Consider the following 26,183-nt stretch of genomic DNA (forward strand, 5'->3'; position numbering starts at 1 on the left):
TTCGCAGGATGAGATACGGGTTCGTCGTCCCGTTCGCCGACGCCCGCGAGTTCGCCGAGGTGGCGGCGCTCGGTGAGCAGTACGGCTGGGACGCCGTCTTCACGTGGGAGAGCCTCTACGGCGAGCACGCCTGGGTGACCCTGGCCGCCGCGGCGATGCAGACGTCGACGATCCGGCTGGGCACCTTGCTCACGCCGGCCAGTCGACACCGGCCGTGGGATCTCGCGTCGATGGTCAGCTCCGTCGACCGCCTCAGCGGTGGCCGTGTCGTCATGTCGGTCGGCCTCGGTGCGCTGCACCCCGGCTGGACCCGGTTCGAGCCCGACGAGGGCCGGGCGGTGCGGGCGCAGAAGCTCGACGAGTCGCTCGCCGTCTACCGCGGGCTCCTGTCGGGCGAGCCGTTCACCTACGACGGGGTCCACTATCCGGTTCGGCCCGTACGTCCGGGCGCTCCGCCGCTGCCGCCGCCACCGGTCCAGCGACCGCATCCACCGGTGTGGGTGGTGGGGGCCCACCTGCCGGGCCGACACGGGCAGCCGTCGCTGGAGCGTGCCGCGCGCTGGCAGGGGGTGCTCCCGACCGTCGCGGTGCCCGGCGCCCAGCCGGGCAGCCCACACCTCACCCTGGAGTCGGTGGCCGAGGTGCTCGGTGTCGTGCGCCGGCTGCGAGAGGCCCAAGGGCTGCCGTGGGAGGGCTACGACGTGGTCATCGAGGGCGACAGCACGGGCGAGTTCGTCAGGTCGGCGGGGACCCCGCACGAATGGGCCGCGATCGGGGCGACGTGGTGGATCGAGAGCTGGTGGAGCGTCGCCCCCGGTCCGGCCGGGCTGGCCGAGATCCGCCACCGCGTGGAGGCCGGTCCGCCGAACCAGCCGGCGACGAACTAGCCGACGACGTCGGAGACCCGCAGCAGGGGCAGCGGATGCATCACCTTGGCGACCTGCGGCGCGAACGCCGGCGAGTCGCTCAGGATGCGACTCGCGGGACCGTCGGCGACGACCTCTCCTTCGGCGAGGATGACCACCCGGGTGGCGACCTCGGCAGCCAGCTCCACGTCGTGGGTGGCCACGATGATGGTGCGGCCGGCAGCGGCGAGCTGCGTCAGCAGGGAGGTCAGCCGAGCTTTCGCCTGGTAGTCCAGTCCGCGGGTGGGCTCGTCGAGCAGCACCACCTGGCTGCGACGAGCCAGCACCAAGCTCAGCGCCACGCACATCTGCTGGCCCTCGGAGAGCTGGGCGGGGTGGCGGTCGTGGCACAGCCCCGGGACGAGACGCTCGAGGACGGCGGCACTCGACCCCGGTGGCAGGGTGAACACCGCGTCGTTGGCGGTGAGCTGGTCGTCGACGGGGGAGTCCGTCAGGAGAGCGCCGGGGTTCTGCGGCGCGAGGGCCGCGTGACCCGAGAGCGTGGCCCGTCCGGACGTCGGCTGCAGGGTGCCGTCGAGCGCGCCGAGCAGACTCGACTTGCCAGCACCGTTGCGGCCCATCAGGACGACCACCTCACCCGCACCGACCTGCAGGGTCACCGAGCGGAGGGCGACGACCTGCCCGCGGACCAGGCTGAGCCGGCGCACCTCGACGCGCCCCTCGACGCGCCCGTCGACGCGCCCCTCGACCTGCACCTCGCCGGCCTGCTCTTCGGTCATCGCGGCAGCGTCCTCGAGGGAAGCCCGCAGGCCACGAGCCTGCCGGCGGGCTGACCGCACGGAGAGGGGGACCGGAGTCCAGCCCAGCCGGAGGCCGAGCTCGACCACGGGAGGGCGGATGGACGACCGGGCCATCGCCGTCTCGGGATCGAGCGGGCCGGTCACACGACCCGCCTCGACGAGCAGCACGGAGTCGGCGTGGTGCACCACCCGCTCGAGGCGGTGCTCGGCGACGACCACGGTGATGCCGACGTCGTGGACCAGGCGGTGCAGGATCGCGAGGACCTCCTCGGCTGCCACGGGATCGAGCGCGGACGTCGGTTCGTCGAGGACCAGGACCCGGGGCCCGGCAGCTAGAGCCACCCCGATGGCCACTCGCTGTTGTTGCCCACCGGACAGGTCGACCACGCGACGGCCTCGGAGGTCCGCGAGGCCGAGCAGGTCGAGCGTCTCCTCGACCTGTCGCTGGCCGCCGTGCGGGTCGTCCGCGCGCGGCCGCACGCCTGCGGCGATGACGCTTTCCACCGTGCCTTCGACCAGCCCGGAGGCGGGGTCCTGTCGAACCAGCCCCACGACGGCGCCGCCTTGGTCGGCGCCCGCGCCGAGCGGGTCCATCCCGTCCACGAGCACCCGGCCGGTCCGGATGGCTTCGGAGCCGCCGCGGGCGTCGAAGCCCTCAGGAGTCGTCGCGTCGCCCAGGCACCGAAGCAGGGAGGTCTTGCCTGATCCGGTCGGGCCGACCACGAGGACCAGCTCACCCTCGGGAATCGTGAAGGAGGCGTCGCGCAGCGCCGGCTCCCCGGCATACGCGATGGTCACTGCCTCGAACACGATCACGGGCCGAACCCTAGAGTGGAACCATGAGCGATGCGTGGACCTGGACCTACCTCGACGGCGAGGGCAACGCCATGACCGGCGACGAGCTGGTGACGACCGCGTTCCCGTCGCAGTCGGACGCCGAGAACTGGTTCGGCGAGTCGTGGCACGAGCTCACCGACCTCGGTGTCGACGCGGTCAAGCTCTTCCACGAAGGCGCCCTCGTCTACGGGCCGATGAGCCTGCGCGCCGCGGAGTAGGTGCAGACCAGCTGCCCAGGGGCAGCCCCACAGCCGCTCAGACGGGGAAGTCGCCGCGCTTGACCAGGGCCTTCGGCATGCGCGAGCGCCGGAGCTGGAAGCCGCGCATCACGGCGTACATCGCCAGGCCGCGACCGACCTTGTCCTCACCGAACTTGGCGACGAGCAGCTTCTTGAGCCTTCGCCACATGAGAAAGCCGTCGATGGCGGCGGCCAGCAGGAGGCCGTAGACGCCGATCGAGACGGCGGCGAACACGGCCGGGATGCGGATGAACGACAGCGCGAGCACCACGATCATGACCGGGAGCATGAACTCGCCGAGGTTCCAGCGGGCGTCGATGTAGTCCCTTATGTAGCGACGCACCGGTCCCTTGTCGCGAGCGGGCAGGTGGGCCTCGTCGCCCGTGGCCATCGCGGCCCGCTGCTTGAGCTGGGCCTCGCGGCGCTTGACCTTGTCGGTGTCGCGTGCGGCCTTGCGGTCGGTGACCACCAGTGGGCGCCGGTTGGCTGCCTCCTGGTCCTTGCGCTTGGGCGTGGGCCGGTTCTTGGCTCCCTCGCGGGGGGCATGAGTGACCGATGCGGTCTGCTGCTCGTTCAGGGTCTTGTTACGTCCAAACACGAGTTCACTGTATGCCGTGTGGTCACCTTCCCCGGAATCGCGAGCCCCGGGGGTGACCCCCGAGGTGGCCCCGCAGCCACGCGTTAGGCTCCCCGTCGTGACCGACGACGTGCCGACGACCGACCAGATCTCCGCCCTCAAGACCACTGTCGCGGGCCTCATGCCGAGCCTGCGCAAGGACCTCGAGGACCTCACCCGCATCCCCAGCGTGAGCCTCGACGCGTTCGACCAGGCCTACGTCGAGGCCAGTGCCCAGGCGACCGCCGCGCTGCYGCGGGCCGAGGGGCTCGACGTCGAGATCGTGCGCGAGGGAGGTCGCCCAGCGGTCATCGGGCACATCGACGGGCCCGAGGGTGCGCCCACGGTCATGCTCTACGCCCACCACGACGTGCAGCCGCCCGGTGACGAGAAGGACTGGGACAGCCCGCCGTTCGAGCCCACGGAGCGTGACGGCCGTCTCTACGGGCGCGGCGCAGCGGACGACAAGGCCGGCATCATGGCCCACCTGGCCGCCCTGCGCGCCCACGCCGGCAACCTGCCCGTCGGAGTCACCGTCTTCGTCGAGGGGGAGGAGGAGATCGGCTCCGACTCGCTGCCGACGTTGCTGGAGAAGCACGGCGAGAAGCTGCGCGCCGACGCCATCGTCCTCGCCGACTCCACCAACTGGGCCATCGGCGAGCCGGCCCTCACCACCACCCTGCGCGGCCTGATCCGCGTGGTCGTCACGGTGACGACCCTGGACCACGGCATCCACTCGGGCATGTTCGGTGGGGCCGTCCCCGACGCGATCACCCCGCTCATCCGCATCCTGGCGACGTTGCACGACGATGCCGGCGACGTCGCGATCGCCGGGCTCAAGTCCGGCAAGGCCAGCGACCTGGAGTTCGACGAGACACGGCTGCGTGAGGAGTCCGGCCTGCTCGACGGGGTCGAGGTCATCGGCACCGGCACCCTGCTCGACCGCATCTGGACGAAGCCCACTGCCACCGTCATCGGCATCGACGCACCCTCGGTCGCCAAGTCCTCCAACACCCTGGTGCCCACTGCGAGCGCCAAGGTGTCGATCCGGCTGGCCCCCGACGAGGTGCCCATGGAGGCGTATGCCGCGGTGCAGCGTCACATCGCCGAGAACACCCCGTGGGGCGCGAAGGTCGAGGTCCACCTCGACGACCAGGGCGCCGGCTTCGACGCCGACGCCAACGGTCCCGTCTATGACCAGGCACGCGCGGCGTTCACCGACGCCTGGGGAGTCGAGCCGGTCGACATCGGCGTGGGCGGCTCGATCCCCTTCGTCGCGTCGTTCGCACAGAAGTTCCCCGACGCAGCGATCCTCGTCACCGGTGTCGAGGACCCCGACACGCGCGCCCACGGCGCCAACGAGTCGCTGCACCTGGGGGAGTTCGAGAAGGTCTGTGTCGCCGAGGCCGTGCTGCTCGCGCGGCTCGGCGCCATGCCCCGCTGAACCCTCCCGACCCTAGCGAACGGAAACCCTTCATGAGCGAAGCAACGAACGCCACCCGGACCCACGACCTCGTCATCTTCGGGGCCACCGGCTTCGTCGGCCGGCTCGTGGCGGAGTACCTGGCCGAGCACGCACCGGAGGGTGTCCGGATCGCCCTGGCGGGCCGGTCGCGCGAGCGCCTGGAGGAGGTCCGAGCCGGGTTGCCGGCTCGCGCCCACGACTGGCCGCTGCTCACCGCTGACGTGGCCGACGCGACGTCCTTGCAGCAGCTGGCCGGGTCGACGACCGCACTGGCCTCCACGGTCGGCCCCTACCTGCGCTACGGCATCCCGGTCGTCCAGGCGTGCGCGGAGGCGGGCACCCACTACGCCGACCTCACCGGCGAGGTCCTGTTCGTGCGCAAGGCCATCGACGCCGTCGACACACGAGCCCGCGAGACCGGCGCGCGCATCGTCACGGCCTGCGGCTACGACTCGATCCCGTCCGACCTCGGTGTGCTGTTGCTGCACGAGCGCGCGGTTGCTGACGCCGCCGGTGGTCTGCTCGACACCACACTGCACGCGAAGTCCAAGGGTGGCCTCAGCGGCGGCACGATCGACTCCTCGCGAGCGCAGCTGGAGGCGGTGAGTGAGAATCGGGCCCTGGGCAAGGTCCTCTTCGACCCCTATGCCCTGAGCCCGGACCGGGCTGCCGAGCCGGACCTAGGTAAGGAGCGGGACCCCAGGTCGGTCTTCGCCGACGCCGAGACCGGCGAGTGGGTCGGGCCATTCGTCATGGCCGGTTTCAACACGCGAATCGTGAGGCGCAGCAATGCTTTGCGCGACCACGCCTATGGTCGGCGCTTCCGCTACCGCGAGGTGAGCGCCTATGGCAGGGGGCTGAGCGGGCGCCGCCGGGCCACCGTCTTCACCGCCGCGATGGGGCTGGCTTTCGCAGGTCTGGCCAACCCGCGCACCCGTCCGATCTTCGACCGCCTGGCACCGTCGCCCGGCGAGGGTCCCAGTGAGCAGAACCGCCGTTCCGGCTGGTTCTCCATGAAGATCCGCACCACCACCGAGACGGGGCGGCGCTACCTCGCGACGGTGTCGGCCCAGGGCGACCCCGGGTATGCCGCGACGGCGGTCATGCTGGGGGAGTCCGCTTTGTGTCTGGCCCTGGACGGCGACCGGCTTCCCCCCGGTGCCGGGGTGCTCACCCCGGCCACGGCGATGGGCGATGCACTGGTCGACCGGCTGCGGTCGCGCGACTTCGTGCTGACCGTGGACGAGCTGACCGACCGCCCCTGAAATCTCAGGTCGGGCTGCCCGTCCACGGAAACCGGTGGTGCTCTGCCGGCTCGCAAATCCCTGCGAACCATCCAGTCTGCGCCGGTATGCCTTCGATCGCCTCCACCACCCGACGTAGTGAACTCGGGCGCAGGGCCGTTGGGATTCGTCGTCGCAAGGGGTCAACCTTTCCGGGCTGCGCTGCGACTCTGAGTGTGTGAGCCCCGTCCTGCGACCTGCCGAGCCGAGCGAGTTCGGTCCCGATGCCACTGCCGTGGTGGTCGGGCGCGACGAGGCGCTGCCGCTGCTGTTCAGGGCGCACGGCGCGAGCCTGGTCCGCCTGGCGTACTTCCTCACGAGCGACCGAGGTGTCGCCGAGGAGGCCGTGCAGGACGCGTATGTCTCCCTGTACCGGAACTGGCACACCCTGCGTGACCGCGCGGCGACCCTCCCCTACCTGCGCGCGGTCGTCGTCAACCGGTGTCGGTCCGCGCACCGGCGGCGGGCACGCACCGTCCGTGCGACCGAACCCCTGACGCCGGACCTCGCCTGGCTGCCCGGGGCGGACACCGAGGCGGTCGCCCACGACGAGGCGCTGCGGATCGCCACCGGCGTCCAAGGGCTGCCGACCCGGCAGCGCGAGGTCGTCGTGTGCCGCTACTACCTCGACCTGACCGAGCGACAGACGGCCGACCTCCTGGAGATCTCGGTGGGATCGGTCAAGAAGCACGCCAGCCGGGCGCTGGCGAGGCTGCACGACAAGTTGGAGGTGTCGCTGTGAACGCCATGGAGGGCCGCACCCGCGAGGCGCTGCACCGTGTCGCGGACGGGCTGGTCGTCTCCGAGCACGACCTGGATCGAATGGAGGGGAACCTGATGACACTGCTCGACTCACGACCCACCGATGAACGGACCGCACCCCGACGACAGCGGGGCTGGGTGGTTGCTGCGGTCGCAGCAGCTGCACTCGTCGTGGGGGGCGTCGCGCTGTGGCAGGTGAACAGCCACAGCCCACAGACCCCTCCTTCGGGTCGGCTCGCGCCGAGCCAACCGCTCGTCCCGCCCGAGCTGGTGGGGCTGTGGCAGAACCAGCCCGAGAGCCCGTGGCTCTGGGAGTTCGCATCCGACGGTCGTTTCTGGAACGTCGAAACAGCAGCCGACTACGTGCGCGCCAGTGGCGTCCCCGGTGACAGTCCCGAACGCGTCACCCAGCGCGACGGCGACCTCTACACGATGACCGAATCCGGCAGCCCCAGCAGTCCCGCCAGAGGGTGTACCCAGACGCGTATCCAGGTCGTCGGGGACACGTTCATCCTGAACGACCTCTGCGGCAGCGGTGCCGAGCCCCCGCTGCGCCTGGAACGGGTGTCGCCACGTACAGCGGCCGCTCCCGCCCTCAAGCCAAGGTTCCCGACGGGGGTGGAGCGTACGGTCACCGTGTCCACCCAGGTCGAGGGCTCGTGGCTGCACCCGGCGACGAACCTGCTGCTGGTAGTGGCTCAGCCGGCCCTGGACGATGGGCTCACCTACGTGCTCGACGACGACGGCGACGGCTTGAGCCGTCCCGACCAGCGAGGAGTCCTCAGCGTCTCGTCCGACGGCACAGTGGCCCTGCAACCGCAGACCCGCGGCGGGGGCTGCGTGCTCGGCTTCTCCAAGGCCGTCTCGAACACGGCGACGTTGGTCACCACGAGCTCGGTGAACGGCTGCTTCGCGGCGGGGAGCACGCAGACCTGGCTGCGGCTCAACTGACGACCGTTCGTGGAGGGGGTCTGGCCGCTGCTCTTCGCGGCGGCCACTCCCATGTGTCCCGCCCGGCCTGTCCCGCCGGGACTCTCCGGCCCGAGCCGTCGGGACCGGCGTCAGTCCTTCGAGGTCTCTCCGGGGAGGGCCAGCATCTGGTCGAGGGCCACCCGCGCGTAGTGGGCGACCTCGTCGTCGACCTTGATGGCGTTGACCACCCGTCCGGCCACCAGGGACTCGAGCGCCCAGACGAGGTGGGGCAGGTCGATCCGGTTCATGGTCGAGCAGTAGCAGACGTTCTTCTCCAGGAACGAGATCTGCTGTCGCGGGAAGAGCGCGCCCAGCCGCCGCACCAGGTTGAGCTCGGTGCCGACCACCCACTTCGTGCCGTCGGGGGCGGCAGCGATGGTCTGGATGATCTTCTCGGTCGAGCCCACCTCGTCGGCGGCCTCGACTACCTCGTGCTGGCACTCGGGGTGGACGATCACCTTGACGTCAGGGATCTCGCGACGAGCCTGCTCCACGGCGGCGAGGCTGAACCGTCCGTGCACGGAGCAGTGGCCGCGCCACAGGATCATCGTGGCGTCCTGGAGCTCCTGTCGCGTCAGGCCGCCCATCGGCTTGTGGGGGTCGAACACCACACAGCCGTCGAGCGAGCCGCCCAGGTCGCGCACGAAGGTGTTGCGACCCAGGTGCTGGTCGGGCAGGAAGAGCACCTTGCCGCCGTCGCCTGCCTGCTCCAGGGCCCAGGTCAGCGCCGTCTTGGCGTTCGACGACGTGCAGATCGTGCCGCCGTGCCGACCGGTGAAGGCCTTGATGGCTGCTGAAGAGTTCATGTAGGTCACCGGGACGGTCACGTCGGCCACACCGGCCTCGACCAGGTCGTCCCAGCAGTCCTCGACCTGCCGGATGGCTGCCATGTCGGCCATCGAGCACCCGGCGGCGAGGTCGGGAAGGATCACGGTCTGGTTGTCGCCGGTGAGGATGTCGGCGGACTCGGCCATGAAGTGCACGCCGCAGAAGACGATGTAGGGCGCCTCCGGCCGGGCCGCCGCGTCCTTGGCCAGCTTGAACGAGTCACCGGTGACGTCGGCGAACTCGATGACCTCGTCGCGCTGGTAGTGGTGTCCCAGCACGAAGACCTGGTCGCCCAGCGCCGCCTTCGCAGCGCGAGCGCGCTCGACCAGTCCCGGCTCGGACGGGGCCGGCAGGTCGCCCGGGCACTCGACTCCGCGCTCGGTGTGCAGCTCGGTGCCACGTCCGAGGACGAGCAGCGGCAGGGGACTGGTGGGCCGGGAGTCCGACTGCGTCACAGGGGTGCTCACGGCTCGATCGTATGCCGTGAACGACCGGACCCAGGCGGGCGGTCCGTGCCCTAGGGTCGCCGCCATGGACGACGCAGACCTCGTGGAAGCACTGCTGGCAGCCACGACCGCCATGGTCGGCACGATCCGGGCCGCCGACCCGCAGGCCTCCGTGCCCGCTTGTCCGGGCTGGACCGTCACCGACCTCGTCGACCACCTGGGCCGGGTGCACCTGTGGGCGGCGCACTGTGCGCGCACCGGTTCGCAGCCGGACCCTTACCCGCGACGTGACCGCGAGCAGCCGCTGGCGGACTGGTATGCCGCGTGTGCCGAGACGATCGTGACCACCCTGTCCGGGCTGCCGGCCGAGCACCCGGCGTGGAGCTTCTCGGCGGTGCCGGGACACCAGGACGTCCGGTTCTGGCGACGCCGGCAGTTCCACGAGACGACGGTGCACCACGTCGACGCGCTCCAGGCGCACGGTGTGCTGCCGACCGCCGGCCTCGTTGACACCGTCCCCGCACTGACGACCGAGCAGGCAGCCGACGGGGTTGCCGAGGTCTTCGAGGTGATGGCTCCGCGGAGCCTGGTCCGACACGCCGACCGACCGCCCCTGGAGGTGATCCCGGCCGCCGAGCCCATCGCCTTCTCCTGCACAGACACCAACGCCTCGTGGACCGTGCGGGTCGTCGACGGCGCCGTCTGCGTCCACGACAACGTGGCGCAGGAGGCGGTCGCCCGGGTCAGTGGACCGGCGTCGCACCTCTACCTTGCGCTGTGGCACCGCGCTGACTCAGCGGTGCTCGTGACCGACGGGGACGAGGCTGCCGCCCGCCGGCTCCTGGGTGCTGCGTTGGTGCCCTAGGGGTGGAGGGGTCTAGAGCGGGTGGATCTTGCTGCTGGACATCGCCACGCTGACGGTGTTCTCACCGAACTTCACGTGGATGCGGTCGCCGGTGATCTTGACGACCGATCCGAGCCCGTGCCGGTCGTGGGTCACCCGGTCGTTCACTGCGAAGTCCGGGATGTCCGGCACCGGAGCTGCCCGGAACGGGCTGTTCGGCAGATGCGGTTTCTTGGCGGGCTGACGGGGGCGCATCCATCCATTGTGGACCTGTTTTGCCCCTCTGGCCTCCACGGCGAACAGGAATCCGCCCCGCTCGTGCTCAGCAGCCCGGAAGAATGGGAGCGAAGAAACCCGCCGTGGCACTCGGCGCCCGGGCTGGAAGGATGGGCGCGTGCACGTCGTCATCGCGCCGGACTGCTTCACCGGCACCCTCACCGCCCAGCAGGCCGCCAGGGCCATCGCCCACGGGTGGGCTGCCACCGCCCCGCACGACCTGCTGACCCTGCGTCCGCTGTCCGACGGCGGTCCGGGCTTCCTCGACGTGCTCGCGTCGGCGCTCCCCGAGGCGCAGACCTTGGCCGTGACGGTCGCCGACCCGCTCGGTCGCGACGTGCCGGCCGCGATCCTGATGAYGGGCACGGACGGTGACCGCACGGCATACCTCGAGTCGGCGCAGGCGGCAGGGCTGCACCTGCTCTCAGCCGACGAGCGGAACCCCGCGGTGACCAGCACGTGGGGAGTCGGCCAGCTCGTCGACGCTGCCCTGCGCGAGGGAGCCACCCGGATCGTGGTCGGCCTCGGCGGCAGTGCGACCAACGACGCTGGCGCCGGAATGCTCGCGGCACTCGGCGCGGGCGCACCCCAGGACCTCGCGCGGGGTGGGCTGGCCCTGGCCGACATCTCGGACGCGGCCCTCCCGGCGCTCGCGGCCACCCGCGAACGCTTCCGCGGTGTCGAGCTCGTCCTTGCCACCGACGTCGAGTCGCCGCTGCTCGGGCTCCAGGGCGCCAGCGCGGTGTTCAGTCCGCAGAAGGGGGCCTCTCCCGAGATCGCCCAGGCCCTGGAGGGGGCGCTCGGACGGTTCGTCGAGGTGGTCCGTCGCACGCTGCCGGAGCAGACCGACCTGTTGACCGGTACGGGCCGCCGCCTCGACAAGGCGCCCGGCGCCGGCGCAGCGGGCGGCCTCGGCTACGGACTGTCCCTGCTCGGGGGCACCAGGGTCAGCGGGGTGTCGGAGGTCCTCGAGGCGGTGGGGTTCAGAGACCTCCTGCGGGCGGCCGACCTGGTCGTCACGGGGGAGGGCTGCTTCGACTGGCAGAGCCTGCAGGGCAAGGTCGTGGCCGGGGTTGCCGCCATGGCGCTCGAGACGGCCACGCCGAGCGTCCTCATTGCCGGCCAGACCCTCGTGGGGCGCCGTGAGGCGATGACCCTCGGGCTGTCGGGCAGCTATGCCGTGGCGCAGACCCCCGCACAGGTCGAGGCTGCCATGTCCGATCCGGTCGGAACGCTCTCGGCACGCGCTGCCCGGGTGGCGGCCACCTGGTCCCCCCGGAGCTGACCACGACGTACAGTGGGGGGTGCGCGGGGAACATTTCGCGAGAACCGCAGGTTGGCACTGGTGGCCGACCTCCACCGACATGAAGGACTCATCATCATGAGTGTTCAGGACCAGACCGCCCCGGCGACGACCGCCGACGCGACCGAGGCGCCTGCCGAGGCCACGCACGGCGTGCTCCTCACCGACGTTGCTGCCGCCAAGGTCAAGTCCCTGCTCGAGCAGGAGGGCCGCGACGACCTGCGCCTGCGCGTCGGCGTGCAGCCCGGTGGCTGCTCGGGCCTCATCTACCAGCTCTACTTCGACGAGCGCACCCTCGACGGTGACCTCGTGCGCGACTTCGACGGTGTCGAGGTCGTCGTGGACCGGATGAGCGCCCCCTACCTCGTCGACGCGAGCATCGACTTCGCCGACACGATCGAGAAGCAGGGCTTCACGATCGACAACCCCAACGCGGGCAGCTCCTGCGCCTGCGGCGACTCTTTCAGTTGATCGAGCACAGCAGCTGATCACGCACAGCAGCTGATCACGCACAGCAGCTGAGCAACGCCGAGGGGCCCGTCACCACTGGTGACGGGCCCTCTCGCGTGTGGTCTAGCGGTACTCGGGGTTGGGGTAGTCGAACCGGGCGCCCGCGTCCCACTCGGTGCGCTGGTTGCCGCCCACCGGGAAGCCACCCGCCGCCTTCAACATGGCCGCCAGGTGCATGAGGTTCCACGTCATGAACGTGGTGTTCCGCTGGGTGAACTCGTTCTCGGGGCCGCCGCTGCCCGGGTCGAGGTAGGACGGACCGGGTCCCGCCTCGCCGATCCACCCGGCGTCCGCAGCCGGTGGGATGGAGTAGCCGATGTGCTGGAGGCTGTAGAGGATGTTGGACGAGCAGTGCTTGATGCCGTCCTCGTTGCCGGTGATGATCGCGCCACCGACCTTTCCGTAGTAGACGTACTGGCCTGCCGCGTTGGTCATGGATGACCCCGCATAGAGCCGCTCGATGACCTGCTTGGTGATGCTGGAGTTGTCGCCCAGCCAGATCGGGCCCGCCACCACGAGGATGTCCGAGTCGATGATCCGGGCAAACAGGGTCGGCCACTCGTCGCGGTCCCAGCCGTGCTCGGTCATGTCGAGGTAGACGCCGGTCGCGATGTCGTGGTCGACCGCCCGGATCACCTCGACCTCGACTCCGTGCTTGCGCATGATGGCGGCGCTGATGTCGACCAGGCCCTGCGTGTGGCTCCGCTCCGGAGACCGTTTCAGCGTGCAGTTGACGAAGGTCGCGCGCAGGGCGCTGAAGTCGAAGGCACCGATCTCGGGTTCGCTCATGGAGGTGACTGTGCCGTGTCACGGGGCCAGCAGCAACAGTCATTCGGTGGATGGCACGGTAGGTTTCCCAGAGTGCAGATAGCCATCACGGGTTCCATTGCCACCGACCACCTGATGACCTTCAAGGGCAGGTTCCGCGACAGCCTCGTCGTGGAGCAGCTCGACAAGGTCTCGTTGTCATTCCTCGCCGACGACCTCGAGGTGCGCCGCGGGGGCGTGGCCGCCAACATCGCGTTCGGCATGGCCAACCTCGGCCAGCGCCCGATCCTCGTCGGAGCGGTCGGTGAGGACTTCGGCGACTACCGCAGCTGGCTCGAGCGGCACGGGGTGGACTGCGCATCGGTGCACACGTCCGAGTCCAAGCACACCGCACGCTTCGTCTGCACGACGGACGAGGACATGGCCCAGATCGCGACCTTCTACGCCGGCGCGATGAGCGAGGCAAGGGCCATCGAGCTCGGCCCGATCGCCACGCGTGTCGGCGGGCTCGACCTCGTGCTCATCGGTGCCAACGACCCCGAGGCGATGCTGCGCCACACCCGCGAGTGCCGCTCGCGCGGCATACCGTTCGCTGCCGACCCCAGCCAGCAGCTGGCCTTCGCCGACGGCGCGACGATCCGCCAGCTCATCGACGGTGCCGACTTCCTGCTCACCAACGAGTACGAAGCCGCGCTCACCGAGCAGAAGACCGGCTGGAGTGCCGAGGAGGTTGCCGACCGGGTGCACACCCGCGTCATCACGCGGGGCAAGGAGGGCGTCACCATCGAGCGCAAGGGGGAGGACCCCATCGAGGTGTCGGTGGCGCGCGAGGTCCGGCGCGCCGACCCGACCGGAGTGGGCGACGCGTTCCGCGCAGGTTTCCTCACCGGTCTGGCAGCCGACCTGGGGCTGCGGCACGCCGCCGAGCTCGGGTCGATGCTGGCGACCTACGTCATCGAGACGGTGGGCACCCAGGAGTACACCCTCGGCAAGGCGAGCTTCCTCCAGCGGCTGGCGGACGCGTACGGCCAGGATTCGGCCGACGCCATCGAACCCCACATCGCCTGCATCGCGCCGTAGGACGCCACCGGTGGCGACCGACCCGGTCGAGCCCCTGCCGACCACGTGGGAGTTCGACCTCAGCGAGGTGGAGGACGGCGAGGACATGGTCGCGGTCGGGGGCGACCTGCGGGCTGGGACCCTCGTCGAGGCCTATCGCAGCGGCGTCTTCCCGATGGGCCTGGGCGAACACGGTGCCAGGCCGCTCGGGTGGTGGTCGCCGGATCCCCGCGGCGTGCTGCTGCCCGGTGGCGTCCACGCCAGTCGGTCGCTGCAGAAGTCGTTGCGGCGCTTCGAGATGCGGGTGGACACCGCCTTCCGGCAGGTCGTCGACGCGTGCGCCGACCCGCGCCGGGACGGGCGATGGATCACCGAGGAGATCGCCGATGCCTACACCGAGCTGCACGCTCTGGGATGGGCCCACAGCATCGAGACGTGGCAGGACGGTGAGCTCGTCGGCGGGCTCTACGGAATCACCGTCGGCGGGCTCTTCGCGGGCGAGTCGATGTTCCACCGCGTGACCGACGCCTCCAAGGCCGCCGTGGTCGCCACCGCGGGCTACGTCTTCGCCGACGGCGACCCGCGACGGCTGATCGACGTGCAGTGGGCCACCGACCACCTGCGCAGCCTCGGGGTGGTGACGGTCTCGCGACGTGACTACCTGCGCCTGCTCGAAGACGCCGTCGCCCTGGCGCCACCGACCTTCGGCGCCGCTTCCTGAGGCCGAGGCCTCAGGACACCAGCCGGACCCGGTATGCCGCGTGGTCACCGTCCGTGGGCACCTCACCGAGGTAGTCCTGGCCGCGCATCCGGCACCACGCGGGGATGTCGGCCCTGGCCGCCGGGTCCGTGGCCCACACCTCCATCACGGCTCCAGGTGCCGCGTCGCGCGCGGCCTGTGCCAGGCGGATGACGGGTAGGGGACAGCGCAGGCCACGTGCGTCGACGACGAGGGGCGGGGGCTCCGCTCCGTCCCGGGGAGGGCTCACAACCGGTGTGCTCCGAGCTCGGCGCGGACCGAGGCGACCGCGTCAGCGATCACCTCGCAGAAGGCGTCGACGTGGGCCGCGCGCTCGGGAGCGACCGCCGCGAGGGGCACCGTGATCCGGACGTTGCCGTGCGTCAGGGCACCCATCGCCGCGAGGACGTGGCTGGGTTCGAGCGTGCTGGCCGTGCACGCCGAACCCGAACCCACCCCGAAGCCGCGCCGGTCGAACTCGCGGACGAGCGCCTCACCGTCGGCGTAGAGGGCCGAGAACGTCACGACGTGGGGGAGTCGCACGGTCGCGTCGCCCACGACCTCGACGTCGGGAACGGCTGCCGCGGCGGCCCGGATCCGGTCCACGAGCGTGAAGGTCTCGGCCGCGTCGGACTCGCGCGTCGCCTCGGTCTGTTGCCAGGCCTCCGCGGCGGCAAGGGCAAGAGGCACCCACGGGGTGTGTCGGGTCGGGCCGCTGAGCGCCGCGTCGGGGTCCGGCGCGCCGGGGAGCAGCCACCGGGCGCGCTCGGGCAGCACGACCACCCCGAGGCCGCCGGGACCGCCCCAGGACTGGGCATCGCCCGCAAGGGCGTCGTAGGAGGTGGGGCCGGCCATCCGGCCCAGCGAGGCCTGGGCGTCGACGGCGAGCGGCAGCCCGGCCTCCTGGCAGAGCGCCCAGGCGCGGTCGAGCGGCTGCACGGTACCGACCTCGCCGTTGGCGTGCTGGAGGGCAGCAGCGACGGTTCCGGGAGCTGTGATCGCCCGGGACCACGCCTCGAGGTCCACCCGACCAGCCCCGTCCACCCCGACCGTGGCGAACAACGCCGGGTCGCCGGCGGAGTCCGCGCAGTGGCGGCCCGGGACCAGCACTGCCGAGTGCTCGACCGCGGAGGCGACGACGCGCGCTCCACGACGGCGCGCGGCATACCTGAAGCCCTCGACCATCCAGCGGACGGCGGTCGCGCCGTCGGGGGCGAAGGCCACCTCGGAGGGGCGGACCTGGAGTCCTGCCGCGAGCACTTCACGGGCCTGGTCGAGCAGGCGGCGCGCGGCCCGCGCCTCACGGTGAAGGCGTCGCGGGTCGGCCCACCCTGCATCGATCGCGGCGACGAGGGTCTCCCTGGCGCGGGGGTGCATGGGGCCGGGTGCCGCATCGAGAAACGCGCGGTCGGAACCGTCGTCCGGGGAGGGGTTCGCCACACCCCGACGTTAGTCCCACCCTGACCGGACGACACGCACTCGCTGGAGTAGGGTTTGGCGCGATGGCCCATCACTGTCTCGAAGAAGGTGCACCGTTGCGTCAGCACGACGTCTCTGCGCCGCGCCCACACAGGCGGCGGACTGCAAGCAGGAGATCGACCACGGCTCTCGGGCTGTCGCTCGTGGCCCTCACCCTCTCGGGGTGTGCGGGGCGCGTGCAGGACGGTTTCCTCCCCCGTGCGGTGACCGAGGGCGGCGAACGCGTGACCTCGCTGTGGAACGGCGCGTGGATCGCCGCGCTCCTCGTCGGCGCCCTCGTCTGGGGCCTGATCGGCTGGTGTGTCGTCGCCTACCGCCGGGCCAAGGACGACACGGGTCTGCCGGTGCAGCTGCGCTACAACGTGCCGATGGAGATCCTCTACACGATCGTCCCGGTGTTCATGATCGCGGTGCTCTTCTACTACACCGCGCGTGACGAGGCCGCCCTGCTCGACACCTCCAAGCACCCGGACGTCGTCGTCAACGTGGTGGGCAAGAAGTGGAGCTGGGACTTCAACTACGTCAACGAGCAGACCTACGAGAGCGGCACGCAGGCCGAGCTCACGGGGGAGCCCGGCACCGAGAAGAACCTGCCGACGCTCTACCTGCCGGTCAACAAGCGCACCGAGTTCGTGCTGACGTCGAGGGACGTCATCCACTCCTTCTGGGTCCCGGCATTCCTGCAGAAGCTCGACATGATCCCGGGGCGGGTCAACAAGTTCCAGGTCTTCCCGACCGAGACCGGTGACTTCAAGGGCAAGTGCGCCGAGTTGTGTGGCGCCTACCACTCGCAGATGCTGTTCAACGTCAAGGTCGTCGACCAGGCCGCCTACGAACAGCACATCTCCGAGCTCAAGGCGCAGGGCAACACCGGTCAGCTCGACAACAGCCTGAACCCCGCCAAGGTCATGGACGAAGACCAACACCTCATCCCGAGTGCAGGGGGCAACTGATGGCAGCGGCAACCGAGTCCACCTCGGCCGGGACGTACTACCGTTCCACCGAGGCGACGGCGACCCGCCGGCTCACCAAGGGTCAGACGGTCGTGAAGTGGGCGTCGACGACCGACCACAAGGTCATCGGCAACCTCTACTTCATCACCTCGTTCCTCTTCTTCATGTTCGGCGGCGTGCTCGCCCTGCTGATCCGTGCGGAGCTGTTCCAGCCCGGACTGCAGGTCGTGGACAACCCCGACCAGTTCAACCAGCTGTTCACGATGCACGGCACGATCATGCTGCTGCTGTTCGCGACGCCGTTGTTCGCCGGGTTCGCCAACGCCCTCATGCCGATCCAGATCGGCGCCCCTGACGTCGCGTTCCCGCGGCTGAACATGTTCGCCTACTGGCTCTACCTGTTCGGTGGCCTGATCGCCTCCGCAGGCTTCCTCACCCCCTCGGGTGCGGCGTCGTTCGGCTGGTTCGCGTACTCGCCGTTGTCGGACGCCTCAAACACCCCCGGCCTGGGTGGTGACCTGTGGGTCTTCGGTCTCGCGCTCGGTGGTTTCGGCACCATCCTCGGTGCCGTCAACTTCATCACCACGATCATCTGCATGCGCGCGCCCGGCATGACGATGTTCCGCATGCCGATCTTCACCTGGACGATCCTGGTCACCAGCCTGCTCGTGCTGATGGCCTTCCCGGTGCTCGCATCTGCCCTGCTGGCGCTGGGTGCAGACCGCAAGTTCGGGGCCCAGATCTTCGAGGCCGACAACGGCGGGCCGATGCTGTGGCAACACCTGTTCTGGTTCTTCGGCCACCCAGAGGTCTACATCATCGCCCTGCCGTTCTTCGGCATCATCTCCGAGATCCTGCCGGTCTTCTCGCGCAAGCCGATCTTCGGCTACAAGACGCTGGTCTTCGCGACCATCGGCATCGCGGCCCTCTCGGTGACCGTGTGGGCCCACCACATGTACGCCACCGGCCAGGTGCTGCTGCCGTTCTTCGCAGTGATGACCATGTTGATCGCGGTGCCCACCGGCGTGAAGTTCTTCAACTGGATCGGCACGATGTGGGGCGGAAAGCTGTCCTTCGAGACACCGATGCTCTGGGCGGTCGGCTTCCTGGTCACCTTCCTGTTCGGCGGCCTGACCGGCATCATCCTGTCCAGCCCGGCGCTGGACTTCCACCTCTCCGACAGCTACTTCGTGGTGGCCCACTTCCACTACGTCGTGTTCGGCACCGTGGTGTTCGCGATGTTCGCCGGCTTCTACTTCTGGTGGCCGAAGTTCACCGGGCGGATGCTCGACGAGACGCTGGGCAAGATCCACTTCTGGATGTTGTTCATCGGCTTCCACACGACGTTCCTGATCCAGCACGTGCTGGGTGTCGACGGTATGCCGCGTCGCTACGCCGACTACCTGCCCGAGGACGGCTTCACCTGGGAGAACCAGGTGTCCACCTTCGGTGCCTTCCTGCTGGCCGCGTCGACGCTGCCGTTCCTCTACAACGTCTGGAAGACCTGGCGCACGGCGCCCTTGGTCGAGACCGACGACCCGTGGGGTTACGGCGCCTCCCTGGAGTGGGCGACGTCCTGCCCGCCGCCGCGTCACAACTTCGACGTGCTCCCGCGGATCCGCTCCGAGCGCCCGGCCTTCGACCTGCACCACCCCGAGGCGGCGCCGCTCGGTGGGGTGCACGCCGACCCGGACACCCTGACTCGGATCATGGCCGAGACCCGCACGTCCGAGCACCACGCGACGGGCGAGTTCGACGAGCACAAGCACCCGCGGTTCCACGAGGAGCGTGACTGACCCGTGAAGATCGAGTACAAGCTCTTCGTCATCCTGGCTGCCTTCTTCGCCCCCTTGGGGCTCATCTACGGCATCTTCACCCACTGGCGGGAGCCGGTCGGCCCGGCAGGGCTGTTCCTGTCCGCCGGTCTCGGCGCCATGATCGCCTTCTACCTGTGGGCCACGGCGCGGCGCCTCCCGGAGCGGCCCGAGGACAACCCCAGCGGCGAGATCTGGGAGCAGGAGGGCGAGTACGGCTTCTTCAGCCCGCACTCCTGGTGGCCCCTGGCCCTCGCCGGAGCGTCCGCCCTGTGCTTCCTCGGCCTGGCCGTCGGCTGGTGGCTGTTCATCATCGGGGCGGGCTTCGGGGTCGTCGCCCTGGTGGGCTGGACCTTCGAGTACTTCAAGGGCCCGCACGCCGTCTGACGGCGCTCCATCGACAGCTCGGCCGGGCGTACCACCCCTCGGGGTGGTACGCGGTCCGCGCAGGGGCGGACCTCTTCCAGGGGGCTCGGCTCCAGGGGGCTGGGCGCGGGATCGTGATCGCCCGGCCAGACACAGCTGCATAGCCAACCAATGAGGGCTGCCCGGCGTCTGTTCGGGTGACGGGCATCGTCGGGGCACCATCCGACCGGTCCAGCCGCACACGAACAAGTCACGCACAGGGCGCCACGGTGGCGCAGAGCACAGGAGCACACACGTGGTGGGTAGGACACAGGGGTCACGACGACTGGCCACGGCCTTGGCCGTGGCCGCGTTGGCGGGGGTGACCGTGCTGGCCGGGTGCTCAGGCGCCGTGGACAGCCCGAGCACCGACAACGTCGCAGCCAGCTCGAGCAGCAGCTCGTCCTCCTCGTCGGCGACGCCCACTCCCGCGGAGCTCACGATCAGCCCGGCCCAGGACGCGACCGACGTGCTGCCCACCGAGCCCGTCGTGGTCAAGGCCACCACCGGTTCGCTCGGTGAGGTCGCCGTGACCGACGCCAACGGCGCCACGGTCGCAGGCGCCCTCGGTACCGATGGCTCCTGGACCTCCAGCGCGCGACTGGCACCCAGCGCGTCCTACACCGTCACCGCGAAGGCAACGGGTCCGGACGGCACGCCGTCCACGACGACCTCCACGTTCACCACCCTCAAGCCCAAGGTCACGGCCACCTACGGCATCCTCAACTCGGGCGAGACCGTGGGCGTCGGCATGCCGGTGAGCATCCAGTTCGACTCCGCGGTCGCCACCGCGAAGCTGCGCGGCGAGGTGGAGAAGCTCGTCAAGGTCACCACCTCACCCAAGCAGGCCGGCGCCTGGGGCTGGCTCGACAACCGCCAGCTCATGTGGCGGCCCGTGAACTACTGGAAGCCCGGCACCAAGGTCACCATCAGTGCCCCCCTCACCGGCGTCCAGACCGGCGAGGGCAAATGGGTCGGCAACGACGACTCCGCCAGCTTCACCATCGGCTCCTCGATGGTCTCCACCGTGGACATCAAGCGCCACGTCATGACCGTGACCCGCGGCGGCGCCGTGATCAAGACCATCCCGATCAGTGCCGGGCGCCCGGGCCCGCAGACCGAGACCCGTTCCGGCATCAAGGTGATCATCCGCAAGGAGGGCACCGTCGTCATGGACTCGACGACCATCGGGATCAAGAAGGGCGAGCCCGGCTACTACAAGATCACCACGCAGTCCGCCATGCGCGTGACGTGGACGGGGGAGTACCTCCACTCCGCGCCCTGGTCGGTCGGAGCACAGGGCAGCGCCAACGTCAGCCATGGCTGCGTGAACATGTCCCCCGCCAACGCCGCCTGGATGTACGCCAACTCCAAGGCCGGCGACGTCGTGAAGTTCACCGGCTCGTCCCGGCAGTTCCAGCCCTCTGAGGGCATCGGCGTCTGGCAGTACTCGTTCGCCGGCTGGAAGGCGCAGAGCGCGCTCGCCTGAGCGGCGTCCGAGGGCCCCCAGGGCGTCCTCCGGGTGTCGTCGCGCCGCTCGTCGACGGCAAAGGCTTGGTCGACCGCGAGCAATTTCTTGGTCAAGCATGCAACCGCGAGCCGGTCGGGTGGAGTCAATCCGGGTGTGACCATCCACTGGGGCATGGTCCATCACACAGCTGGGGGATCCACATGTTGTTGATGTCTCGCTCCGCCCTGTCCGCCGCCGCCGCACTGCTCCTGGTGCCGGTGCTGGCCTCCGCCGCCACCGCGGCACCCGCTCCGAACGACACCGCTGCCAAGGCAACCGTCGTCTCGGCCCTGCCCAGCACCTTCGAGCAGGACACCACCGGCGCCAAGACCGATGCCACCGATGCCGCGCTGAACGCGCAGTGTGGAGCGCCGTTCACCAACGCCAGCGTCTGGTTCCRCTACACCGCCGCGACTGACGGTGGCGTCATCGCTGACATGTCGGCCTCCAGCTATTCGGGCGGCTTCATGGTGACCGAGGGCGATCCCGCTGCCGGCAACCTCGTGGCGTGCGGCCCGACCACGGTCGGATTCGCAACCACGGCCGGGCAGACCTACTACGTCGTCGCATTCAGCGACACCACCGCCGTCGGCGGGAACCTGGTCGTCACCTTCGACAACGCCCCGCCGCCGCCGGAGGCGACCATCACCGTCAACCCGCGGGGAGTGGCCAACAAGGACGGCTCGGCGACTCTCAGCGGGACATACTCCTGCACGAACGCCGACGACTTCTTCAGCGACATCGAGGGCACCCTCACCCAGCAGGTCGGCCGGGTCAAGATCAACGGCTTCTTCTTCGTCAACCCCATCCAGTGCGACGGGGCGACCCACACCTGGTCCGGCACCGCCTACAGCGACAACGGCCTCTTCAAGGGCGGCAAGGGTGCGAGCGTGACCTTCGCGTTCGCCTGTGGCGTCTTCGAGTGCGCGGTCGGCTACGCCGAGCAGACGGTCCAGCTCAGCGGCGCGCGGAAGTAGCTCCAACGCACCACCGGTGCCGTGTCCTGTGACCGGGGCACGGCACCTGCGCGTCGTGGGGTGCGCGTGGCAGGGCTCACCCCCAGCCGAGGTCGTGCAAGCGAGCGTCGTCGATCCCGAAGTGGTGCGCTATCTCGTGCACCACGGTCACGGCGATCTCGTCGAGGAGGTCCTCGCGGTCCTCGCACATCCGGGTCAACGGGCCGCGGAAGATCGTGATCCGGTCAGGCAGCGCCCCCGCCCAGCCGTCACCACGCTCGGTGATGGGGGTCCCGTCATAGACGCCGAGCAGGTCGGGGTCGTCCGGTGGCGGTTCGTCCTCGACGAAGAAGACGACGTTGTCCAGCAGCCGCATCAGCTCGGGAGGCACGGCGTCGAGGGCGTCGCCCACGGCCACTTCGAACTCGGCTGCCCCCATCTCGACCACGGGGCCAGCCTGTCACGTGAGGGCCGCAACGCCGAAACACCCCCGGCATCGGTATGCCGCCCGCTCGCGGCCGCACGCGAGGCGTGGGTGGTGAGCGGGCGGCATACCCGGGGGTGTTGGCCTGAGAGGCTCAGGGAGCCTCTGGTGGGCTTGTGACGGGCCTCAGGGACGCTTGGGGGGCTCCCTGCGCGAGCTCTCGAGGGCCGGCCGCGACTCGTCGCTGCTCGGAGCGGCCTCGATCGCCTCGTGGCCATGGCCGTCGTGGTGTGCCGCGGCCAGCTCGGCCGGCGTCACCGGGTTGATGCTGTCGGTGAAGTAGAACCGCGACAGGGCCGAGCGGGCCTTGTCCTTGCGGGCCGTCGGTGAGGCGACGCCGTGGGCGTCGGTTCCCGCCTCGAGCAGCAGGACTTCGTGGTCCTCGTGCTGGACGAGGTTCCAGCGGGTGAACTCGTCGAGCGGCTCGTGCTGCTCGAAGAACTTCCCGTCGGCGGTACGCACGATGCGTCCGGTCTCGCGGCCGTGCAGGACCAGGTCGCGGTCCTTGCGCTGCAACGACAGGCAGATGCGCTTGGTGACCCAGAAGACGATCGGTGGCGCGATGAAGAAGGCTGCCCGCAGGGTGTGGGTGATGTCGTTGATCGACAGGTGCAGCTTGATCGCCATGAGGTCGTTGCCCGCGGCGAACATGAGCACGCCGTAGGCCGTCAACGCTGCCATGCCCAGCCCTGTGCGCGTGGGGTTGTTGCGCGGCCGGTCGAGCAGGTGGTGCTCGCGGTGGTCGCCGGTGACCCACTTCTCGAGGAACGGGTAGGCGCCCATCAGGCCGTACATGACCGGGATCAGGAGGATGGCGCCGATCATCACGTTGAACGAGAACGTGAAGCCGAAGGCGGTGAACTCAAGCCAGCCGGGCAACAGACGCAGCGCGCCGTCGGCGAAGCCCATGTACCAGTCGGGTTGGGCTCCTGCCGTGACCGGCGAGGGGTCGTAGGGACCATAGGCCCAGATCGGGTTGATGGTGACCAATCCAGAGATCAGCGAGATGACGCCGAAGACGATGAAGAAGAAGCCACCGGCCTTCGCGGCATACACCGGCATGACCGGGAAGCCGACGACGTTGTCGTTGGTGCGGCCGGGCCCGGGGAACTGGGTGTGCTTGTGCACGAACACCAGCCCGATGTGGGCGGTGAACAGTCCGACCAGGATCGCCGGGAGCAGCAGCACGTGGATCGAGAACAGGCGGGGGATGATCGCCTCGCCGGGGAAGGGGCCGTCGAACAGCGCGAACGACAGGTAGGACCCGAGCACGGGCACCGAGCGCATGAAGCCTTCTGCGGCGCGAAGGCCGGTCCCGGAGAGCAGGTCGTCCGGCAGGGAGTAGCCGGCGAAACCCTCGATCAGGGCCAGCATCGACAGGATGCAGCCGATCACCCAGTTGATCTCACGCGGCTTGCGGAAGGCACCCGTGAAGAACACGCGCAGCATGTGGACCGACAGCGCGACGATGAACATCAGCGCCGCCCAGTGGTGGATCTGGCGGATGAGCAGACCGCCGCGGATGTCGAAGGAGATGTCCACCGTCGACCGGAACGCCTCCGACATCGTGATGCCACGCAGGGGCAGGTAGCTGCCGTCGTAGACGACCTGACCGGCGCTGGGGACGAACCAGAAGGTAAGGAACGTGCCCGAGAGCAGGCAGATGATCAGGGAGTACATGGCGACTTCGCCGAGCATGAAGGACCAGTGCTCGGGGAAGACCTTCTTCATGAGGTAGCCGACCGGCTTGGCCGCTCCCGTGCGGTCGTCCAGCCAGCCCGCCACGCCCCCGACGGCCTTCAGGCCGGGGTTGGTGGGCTCCTCGGGCTGGGGGTCGTCCCTGCGGAGGCGGTCGATCGGGTCGCGGCCGGTCGGGTTGCGGTCGGTGCTCATGCGGAACCACGCTCCCAGAAGCTCGGACCGACGGCCTCGCGGAACGGGGCGTCGGCGATCAGGTAACCCTGCGCGTCAACGGTGATCTTCAGCTGCGGCAACGGACGCTTGGCCGGCCCGAAGATGACCTTGCAGTCCTGCGTCACGTCGAACGTCGACTGGTGGCAGGGACAGAGCAGGTGGTGCGTCTGCTGCTCGTAGAGACCAACCGGGCAACCGACGTGGGTGCAGATCTTGGAGTAGGCGACGATGCCCTCGTGGCCCCAGTCACGCTCCTTCTGGGGCTTGATGTCCTCGGGGTTGAGGCGCATCAGGAGCACGGCGGCCTTGGCCTTGTCCTCGAGCACGTGCTCGGAGTCCTTGATCGACTCGGGGAGCACGTGGAAGACCGAACCGATGGTGACCTGATCCGCCCGGATCGGGGTGCGCTCGGGGTCGCGGACCAGCCGGTCACCCTTCTTCCACATCGTGGTGGAGAGTTGGTTCTTCGGCAGGGGACCGAGCCCGCCCACCAGCGGCAGCAGGATCGCCAGCGGCGGCAGCGCGAGGGCGCCGACCAGCGAGAACTTGATGAGCGGGCGACGGCCGAGCTGGGCCTTGTCGCCGCCGTCCATGAGACCGGTGACCACCCGCGTGCGGTCCTCGTCCTTGGCCCGCAGGGGGTGTCGCTCCTCGACCGACTCGACGTCGGGCATCAGGGTCTTGGCCCAGTGGACCGCCCCGACACCGCAGCCGAGGAGGGCGAGAGCCATCGTCACGCCGAGGACGACGTTGTAGATGCTTGCGTTGCCGATGCCGGGGATGAATCCCGACCGCTCGGGGTCGATCGCGAAGTAGGCGACGATGAACAGCACCGTGCCCAGGCTGGAGAGGCCGAAGAGCGCGGCGACCTGCTTCTCGGCCCGTTTGGCTGACTTCTCGTCGAGGTCCGACATCCGCGCGGCGTGCGGCGGCAGGCCCGGGTTCTGGAAGTGCGCCGGAAGGCCGCCGGTGCCCTCGACATGGCCCTGGTCCAGCCGGACCGCAGTGGAGCCGTAGCCGTCGCCGTGGCCGTCGCTCTGGCCGGCCATGTGGCCAGCGCCGTGGCCGTCGCTCGTGCCGACGACCGCGCCGTGCGGCGTGTCGTGTTCGCTCATCGTGTCGTCGATCCTGTCGAGTCGCGGTGGTCAGTTCCAGTGTCGCCCCGGGCGATGGTCTGGGCCAGAGGGTGTGACCGACCCGTCATGGCCGTGTGTGCCCTCTGTGCCCTCTGTGCCCTCTGTGCCGTCGGAGCCATCAGGCGGCCTTCCGGCCGAGCCAGACGGCGAAGCCGACCATGATGCCGAGCCCGAAGATCCAGGCGAAGAGCCCCTCGGACACGGGGCCGAGGTTGCCCAGCGCCATCCCGCCGACGTTCTCCTGCTCGTCGACCGCGTGGAGGTAGGCCACGATGTCGTTCTTGGACTCCGGGGAGATGTTGTCGTCGCTGAAGACGGGCATCGACTGGGGGCCGGTGACCATGGCCTCGTAGATGTGCTTGCCCTCGACGTTGTGCAGGCTCGGGGCGTACTTGCCGCGGGTCAGGGCGCCGCCGGAACCGGCGAAGTTGTGGCACATCGCGCAGTTGACACGGAATAGCTCGGCGCCGAGGGCGACGTCGCCCCCTTCACCGTTGGTGTACTCGGCCTCGGGGATGGCGGGTCCGGGGGCCAGCGACGCGACGTATGCCGCGACCGCGGAGATCTGGTCCTGCGTGAACCGGACCTGCTCCGCGCGGGGGGCCTGGACGTTCGGCGCAGCCATCGGCATGCGGCCGGTGCCCATCTGGAAGTCCACGGCAGCGGCGCCGACGCCCGGAAGGGCCGGACCGGCCTTGGTCCCCTGGGCCTGCAGCCCGTGGCAGGTCGCACAGTTGGCGAGGAAGAGCTTCTTGCCGTCCTCGACGGTGCTGGCGGCTGCCGTGGCGGCGTCGGCCTTCTTGGGCGCGAAGGCGGAGTAGGCGACCCCGGTGAGGATCAGGCCCAGGAGCAAGAGCAGGGCGATCGCGGCCGGGTGGCGACRGCGGGCGGCCAAGGCGTTCACAGTGCGGTCCTGTCG

27 protein-coding genes are annotated in these 26,183 nt (G+C 69.8%); 16 read left to right on the forward strand and 11 right to left on the reverse strand.

Translation table 11 applies throughout. From position 1 onward, the window contains the following. The first annotated feature begins 8 nt into the window (after positions 1-8). Positions 9-887, forward strand: a complete 879-nt coding sequence (locus tag AC1DWR_RS02910) for an LLM class flavin-dependent oxidoreductase (protein WP_477623623.1) — start codon at positions 9-11, stop codon at positions 885-887. On the opposite strand, the gene AC1DWR_RS02915 is transcribed toward AC1DWR_RS02910, so the two are convergent. Then, complete coding sequence (locus AC1DWR_RS02915; protein ID WP_477623624.1) at positions 884-2,482, reverse strand: ABC transporter ATP-binding protein; 1,599 nt, start codon at positions 2,480-2,482, stop codon at positions 884-886. The two genes, AC1DWR_RS02910 and AC1DWR_RS02915, sit on opposite strands and share 4 nt — an antisense overlap. Positions 2,483-2,505: 23 nt before the next feature. Between AC1DWR_RS02915 and AC1DWR_RS02920 the strand changes: the two genes are divergently transcribed. After that, complete coding sequence (locus tag AC1DWR_RS02920; protein ID WP_477613251.1) at positions 2,506-2,721, forward strand: hypothetical protein; 216 nt, start codon at positions 2,506-2,508, stop codon at positions 2,719-2,721. A 37-nt stretch (positions 2,722-2,758) separates the two neighbouring features. On the opposite strand, the gene AC1DWR_RS02925 is transcribed toward AC1DWR_RS02920, so the two are convergent. Next, positions 2,759-3,340 carry a DUF3043 domain-containing protein gene (locus AC1DWR_RS02925; protein ID WP_477613250.1) on the reverse strand — a complete coding sequence of 194 codons (582 nt, stop codon included), beginning with the start codon at positions 3,338-3,340 and terminating at the stop codon, positions 2,759-2,761. Positions 3,341-3,437: 97 nt separating this feature from the next. Here AC1DWR_RS02925 and AC1DWR_RS02930 point away from each other — a divergent pair, with 97 nt between their 5' ends. The 4 genes from AC1DWR_RS02930 to AC1DWR_RS02945 all read left to right on the forward strand — a co-directional run bounded on the left by AC1DWR_RS02930 (position 3,438) and on the right by AC1DWR_RS02945 (position 7,819). Continuing rightward, on the forward strand, positions 3,438-4,802 hold the full coding sequence (locus AC1DWR_RS02930; protein WP_477623625.1) for a M20/M25/M40 family metallo-hydrolase: 1,365 nt from the start codon (positions 3,438-3,440) through the stop codon (positions 4,800-4,802). A 32-nt stretch (positions 4,803-4,834) separates the two neighbouring features. Continuing rightward, on the forward strand, positions 4,835-6,088 hold the full coding sequence (locus AC1DWR_RS02935) for a saccharopine dehydrogenase family protein (protein ID WP_477623626.1): 1,254 nt from the start codon (positions 4,835-4,837) through the stop codon (positions 6,086-6,088). A gap of 196 nt (positions 6,089-6,284) precedes the next feature. Beyond that, positions 6,285-6,848 (forward strand): RNA polymerase sigma factor, encoded by a 564-nt coding sequence (locus AC1DWR_RS02940; RefSeq protein WP_477623627.1) that lies wholly within the window; start codon positions 6,285-6,287, stop codon positions 6,846-6,848. After that, complete coding sequence (locus tag AC1DWR_RS02945) at positions 6,845-7,819, forward strand: hypothetical protein (RefSeq protein ID WP_477623628.1); 975 nt, start codon at positions 6,845-6,847, stop codon at positions 7,817-7,819. The genes AC1DWR_RS02940 and AC1DWR_RS02945 overlap by 4 nt, the downstream gene beginning before the upstream one ends. Positions 7,820-7,929: 110 nt before the next feature. On the opposite strand, the gene nadA is transcribed toward AC1DWR_RS02945, so the two are convergent. Next, entirely contained in the window at positions 7,930-9,123 is a 1,194-nt protein-coding gene (gene nadA / locus AC1DWR_RS02950) for a quinolinate synthase NadA (RefSeq protein WP_477623816.1), read from the reverse strand. 76 nt (positions 9,124-9,199) lie between these two features. On the opposite strand from nadA, the gene AC1DWR_RS02955 reads away from it, so the two are divergent. Beyond that, positions 9,200-9,979 carry a maleylpyruvate isomerase N-terminal domain-containing protein gene (locus AC1DWR_RS02955; RefSeq protein ID WP_477623629.1) on the forward strand — a complete coding sequence of 260 codons (780 nt, stop codon included), beginning with the start codon at positions 9,200-9,202 and terminating at the stop codon, positions 9,977-9,979. A gap of 12 nt (positions 9,980-9,991) precedes the next feature. On the opposite strand, the gene AC1DWR_RS02960 is transcribed toward AC1DWR_RS02955, so the two are convergent. Continuing rightward, positions 9,992-10,213, reverse strand: coding sequence for a hypothetical protein (locus AC1DWR_RS02960; protein ID WP_477613245.1), 222 nt, complete (start codon positions 10,211-10,213; stop codon positions 9,992-9,994). A gap of 139 nt (positions 10,214-10,352) precedes the next feature. Here AC1DWR_RS02960 and AC1DWR_RS02965 point away from each other — a divergent pair, with 139 nt between their 5' ends. Both AC1DWR_RS02965 and erpA read left to right on the forward strand, forming a co-directional pair. Beyond that, positions 10,353-11,519, forward strand: a complete 1,167-nt coding sequence (locus AC1DWR_RS02965) for a glycerate kinase family protein (protein ID WP_477623630.1) — start codon at positions 10,353-10,355, stop codon at positions 11,517-11,519. Positions 11,520-11,615: 96 nt separating this feature from the next. Further along, a complete protein-coding gene (gene erpA, locus AC1DWR_RS02970; protein ID WP_477613243.1) occupies positions 11,616-12,008 on the forward strand; it encodes an iron-sulfur cluster insertion protein ErpA in 393 nt (130 codons plus the stop codon). 102 nt (positions 12,009-12,110) lie between these two features. Here erpA and AC1DWR_RS02975 read toward each other — a convergent pair whose 3' ends face one another. Further along, positions 12,111-12,836, reverse strand: a complete 726-nt coding sequence (locus AC1DWR_RS02975; protein WP_477623631.1) for a flavodoxin family protein — start codon at positions 12,834-12,836, stop codon at positions 12,111-12,113. 72 nt (positions 12,837-12,908) lie between these two features. On the opposite strand from AC1DWR_RS02975, the gene AC1DWR_RS02980 reads away from it, so the two are divergent. Together AC1DWR_RS02980 and aat are read left to right on the forward strand one after the other, a co-directional pair. Next, complete coding sequence (locus tag AC1DWR_RS02980) at positions 12,909-13,895, forward strand: carbohydrate kinase family protein (protein ID WP_477623632.1); 987 nt, start codon at positions 12,909-12,911, stop codon at positions 13,893-13,895. A gap of 10 nt (positions 13,896-13,905) precedes the next feature. Next, a complete protein-coding gene (gene aat / locus AC1DWR_RS02985) occupies positions 13,906-14,595 on the forward strand; it encodes a leucyl/phenylalanyl-tRNA--protein transferase (RefSeq protein ID WP_477613240.1) in 690 nt (229 codons plus the stop codon). Positions 14,596-14,605: 10 nt separating this feature from the next. Here aat and AC1DWR_RS02990 read toward each other — a convergent pair whose 3' ends face one another. Both AC1DWR_RS02990 and AC1DWR_RS02995 read right to left on the reverse strand, forming a co-directional pair. Further along, on the reverse strand, positions 14,606-14,863 hold the full coding sequence (locus AC1DWR_RS02990) for a sulfurtransferase TusA family protein (protein ID WP_477623633.1): 258 nt from the start codon (positions 14,861-14,863) through the stop codon (positions 14,606-14,608). Beyond that, entirely contained in the window at positions 14,860-16,053 is a 1,194-nt protein-coding gene (locus tag AC1DWR_RS02995; RefSeq protein ID WP_477623634.1) for an aminotransferase class V-fold PLP-dependent enzyme, read from the reverse strand. Before AC1DWR_RS02995 ends, AC1DWR_RS02990 begins: the two co-directional genes overlap by 4 nt. Positions 16,054-16,115: 62 nt before the next feature. Here AC1DWR_RS02995 and ctaC point away from each other — a divergent pair, with 62 nt between their 5' ends. The 5 genes from ctaC (at position 16,116) to AC1DWR_RS03020 (ending at position 21,751) form a co-directional block, all read left to right on the forward strand. Beyond that, on the forward strand, positions 16,116-17,045 hold the full coding sequence (gene ctaC / locus AC1DWR_RS03000) for an aa3-type cytochrome oxidase subunit II (protein ID WP_477623635.1): 930 nt from the start codon (positions 16,116-16,118) through the stop codon (positions 17,043-17,045). Further along, positions 17,045-18,841 carry an aa3-type cytochrome oxidase subunit I gene (gene ctaD / locus AC1DWR_RS03005; RefSeq protein WP_477613236.1) on the forward strand — a complete coding sequence of 599 codons (1,797 nt, stop codon included), beginning with the start codon at positions 17,045-17,047 and terminating at the stop codon, positions 18,839-18,841. The genes ctaC and ctaD overlap by 1 nt, the downstream gene beginning before the upstream one ends. A gap of 3 nt (positions 18,842-18,844) precedes the next feature. Continuing rightward, the gene (locus tag AC1DWR_RS03010) at positions 18,845-19,246 is read left to right on the forward strand and encodes a cytochrome c oxidase subunit 4 (RefSeq protein WP_477613235.1); all 402 of its coding nucleotides are present in this window, start codon (positions 18,845-18,847) and stop codon (positions 19,244-19,246) included. 274 nt (positions 19,247-19,520) lie between these two features. Continuing rightward, entirely contained in the window at positions 19,521-20,753 is a 1,233-nt protein-coding gene (locus AC1DWR_RS03015) for a L,D-transpeptidase (RefSeq protein ID WP_477613234.1), read from the forward strand. Positions 20,754-20,944: 191 nt separating this feature from the next. Continuing rightward, on the forward strand, positions 20,945-21,751 hold the full coding sequence (locus tag AC1DWR_RS03020; RefSeq protein WP_477623636.1) for a DUF6299 family protein: 807 nt from the start codon (positions 20,945-20,947) through the stop codon (positions 21,749-21,751). 76 nt (positions 21,752-21,827) lie between these two features. On the opposite strand, the gene AC1DWR_RS03025 is transcribed toward AC1DWR_RS03020, so the two are convergent. The 4 genes from AC1DWR_RS03025 to qcrC all read right to left on the reverse strand — a co-directional run bounded on the left by AC1DWR_RS03025 (position 21,828) and on the right by qcrC (position 26,168). Further along, positions 21,828-22,169 (reverse strand): metallopeptidase family protein, encoded by a 342-nt coding sequence (locus AC1DWR_RS03025; protein WP_477613436.1) that lies wholly within the window; start codon positions 22,167-22,169, stop codon positions 21,828-21,830. Positions 22,170-22,340: 171 nt separating this feature from the next. Continuing rightward, positions 22,341-24,107, reverse strand: coding sequence for a cytochrome bc1 complex cytochrome b subunit (gene qcrB / locus AC1DWR_RS03030; RefSeq protein WP_477613232.1), 1,767 nt, complete (start codon positions 24,105-24,107; stop codon positions 22,341-22,343). After that, a complete protein-coding gene (qcrA, locus tag AC1DWR_RS03035) occupies positions 24,104-25,177 on the reverse strand; it encodes a cytochrome bc1 complex Rieske iron-sulfur subunit (protein ID WP_477613435.1) in 1,074 nt (357 codons plus the stop codon). Before qcrA ends, qcrB begins: the two co-directional genes overlap by 4 nt. A 205-nt stretch (positions 25,178-25,382) precedes the next feature. Then, complete coding sequence (qcrC, locus tag AC1DWR_RS03040) at positions 25,383-26,168, reverse strand: cytochrome bc1 complex diheme cytochrome c subunit (RefSeq protein ID WP_477623637.1); 786 nt, start codon at positions 26,166-26,168, stop codon at positions 25,383-25,385. Positions 26,169-26,183: the final 15 nt, after the last annotated feature.

The sequence above is a fragment of the Pedococcus sp. P2_E2 genome (genome assembly GCF_056403955.1).

What these genes read in the sequence shown, in the direction of transcription:
- AC1DWR_RS02910 (WP_477623623.1), top strand. Translation starts at nt 9, where the DNA reads ATGAGATACGGGTTCGTCGTCCCGTTCGCCGACGCCCGCGAGTTCGCC.
- AC1DWR_RS02920 (WP_477613251.1), top strand. Translation starts at nt 2,506, where the DNA reads ATGAGCGATGCGTGGACCTGGACCTACCTCGACGGCGAGGGCAACGCC.
- AC1DWR_RS02935 (WP_477623626.1), top strand. Translation starts at nt 4,835, where the DNA reads ATGAGCGAAGCAACGAACGCCACCCGGACCCACGACCTCGTCATCTTC.
- AC1DWR_RS02955 (WP_477623629.1), top strand. Translation starts at nt 9,200, where the DNA reads ATGGACGACGCAGACCTCGTGGAAGCACTGCTGGCAGCCACGACCGCC.
- AC1DWR_RS02960 (WP_477613245.1), bottom strand. Translation starts at nt 10,213, where the DNA reads ATGCGCCCCCGTCAGCCCGCCAAGAAACCGCATCTGCCGAACAGCCCG.
- erpA (WP_477613243.1), top strand. Translation starts at nt 11,616, where the DNA reads ATGAGTGTTCAGGACCAGACCGCCCCGGCGACGACCGCCGACGCGACC.
- AC1DWR_RS02975 (WP_477623631.1), bottom strand. Translation starts at nt 12,836, where the DNA reads ATGAGCGAACCCGAGATCGGTGCCTTCGACTTCAGCGCCCTGCGCGCG.
- ctaC (WP_477623635.1), top strand. Translation starts at nt 16,116, where the DNA reads ATGGCCCATCACTGTCTCGAAGAAGGTGCACCGTTGCGTCAGCACGAC.
- ctaD (WP_477613236.1), top strand. Translation starts at nt 17,045, where the DNA reads ATGGCAGCGGCAACCGAGTCCACCTCGGCCGGGACGTACTACCGTTCC.
- AC1DWR_RS03025 (WP_477613436.1), bottom strand. Translation starts at nt 22,169, where the DNA reads ATGGGGGCAGCCGAGTTCGAAGTGGCCGTGGGCGACGCCCTCGACGCC.
- qcrB (WP_477613232.1), bottom strand. Translation starts at nt 24,107, where the DNA reads ATGAGCACCGACCGCAACCCGACCGGCCGCGACCCGATCGACCGCCTC.
- qcrA (WP_477613435.1), bottom strand. Translation starts at nt 25,177, where the DNA reads ATGGCCGGCCAGAGCGACGGCCACGGCGACGGCTACGGCTCCACTGCG.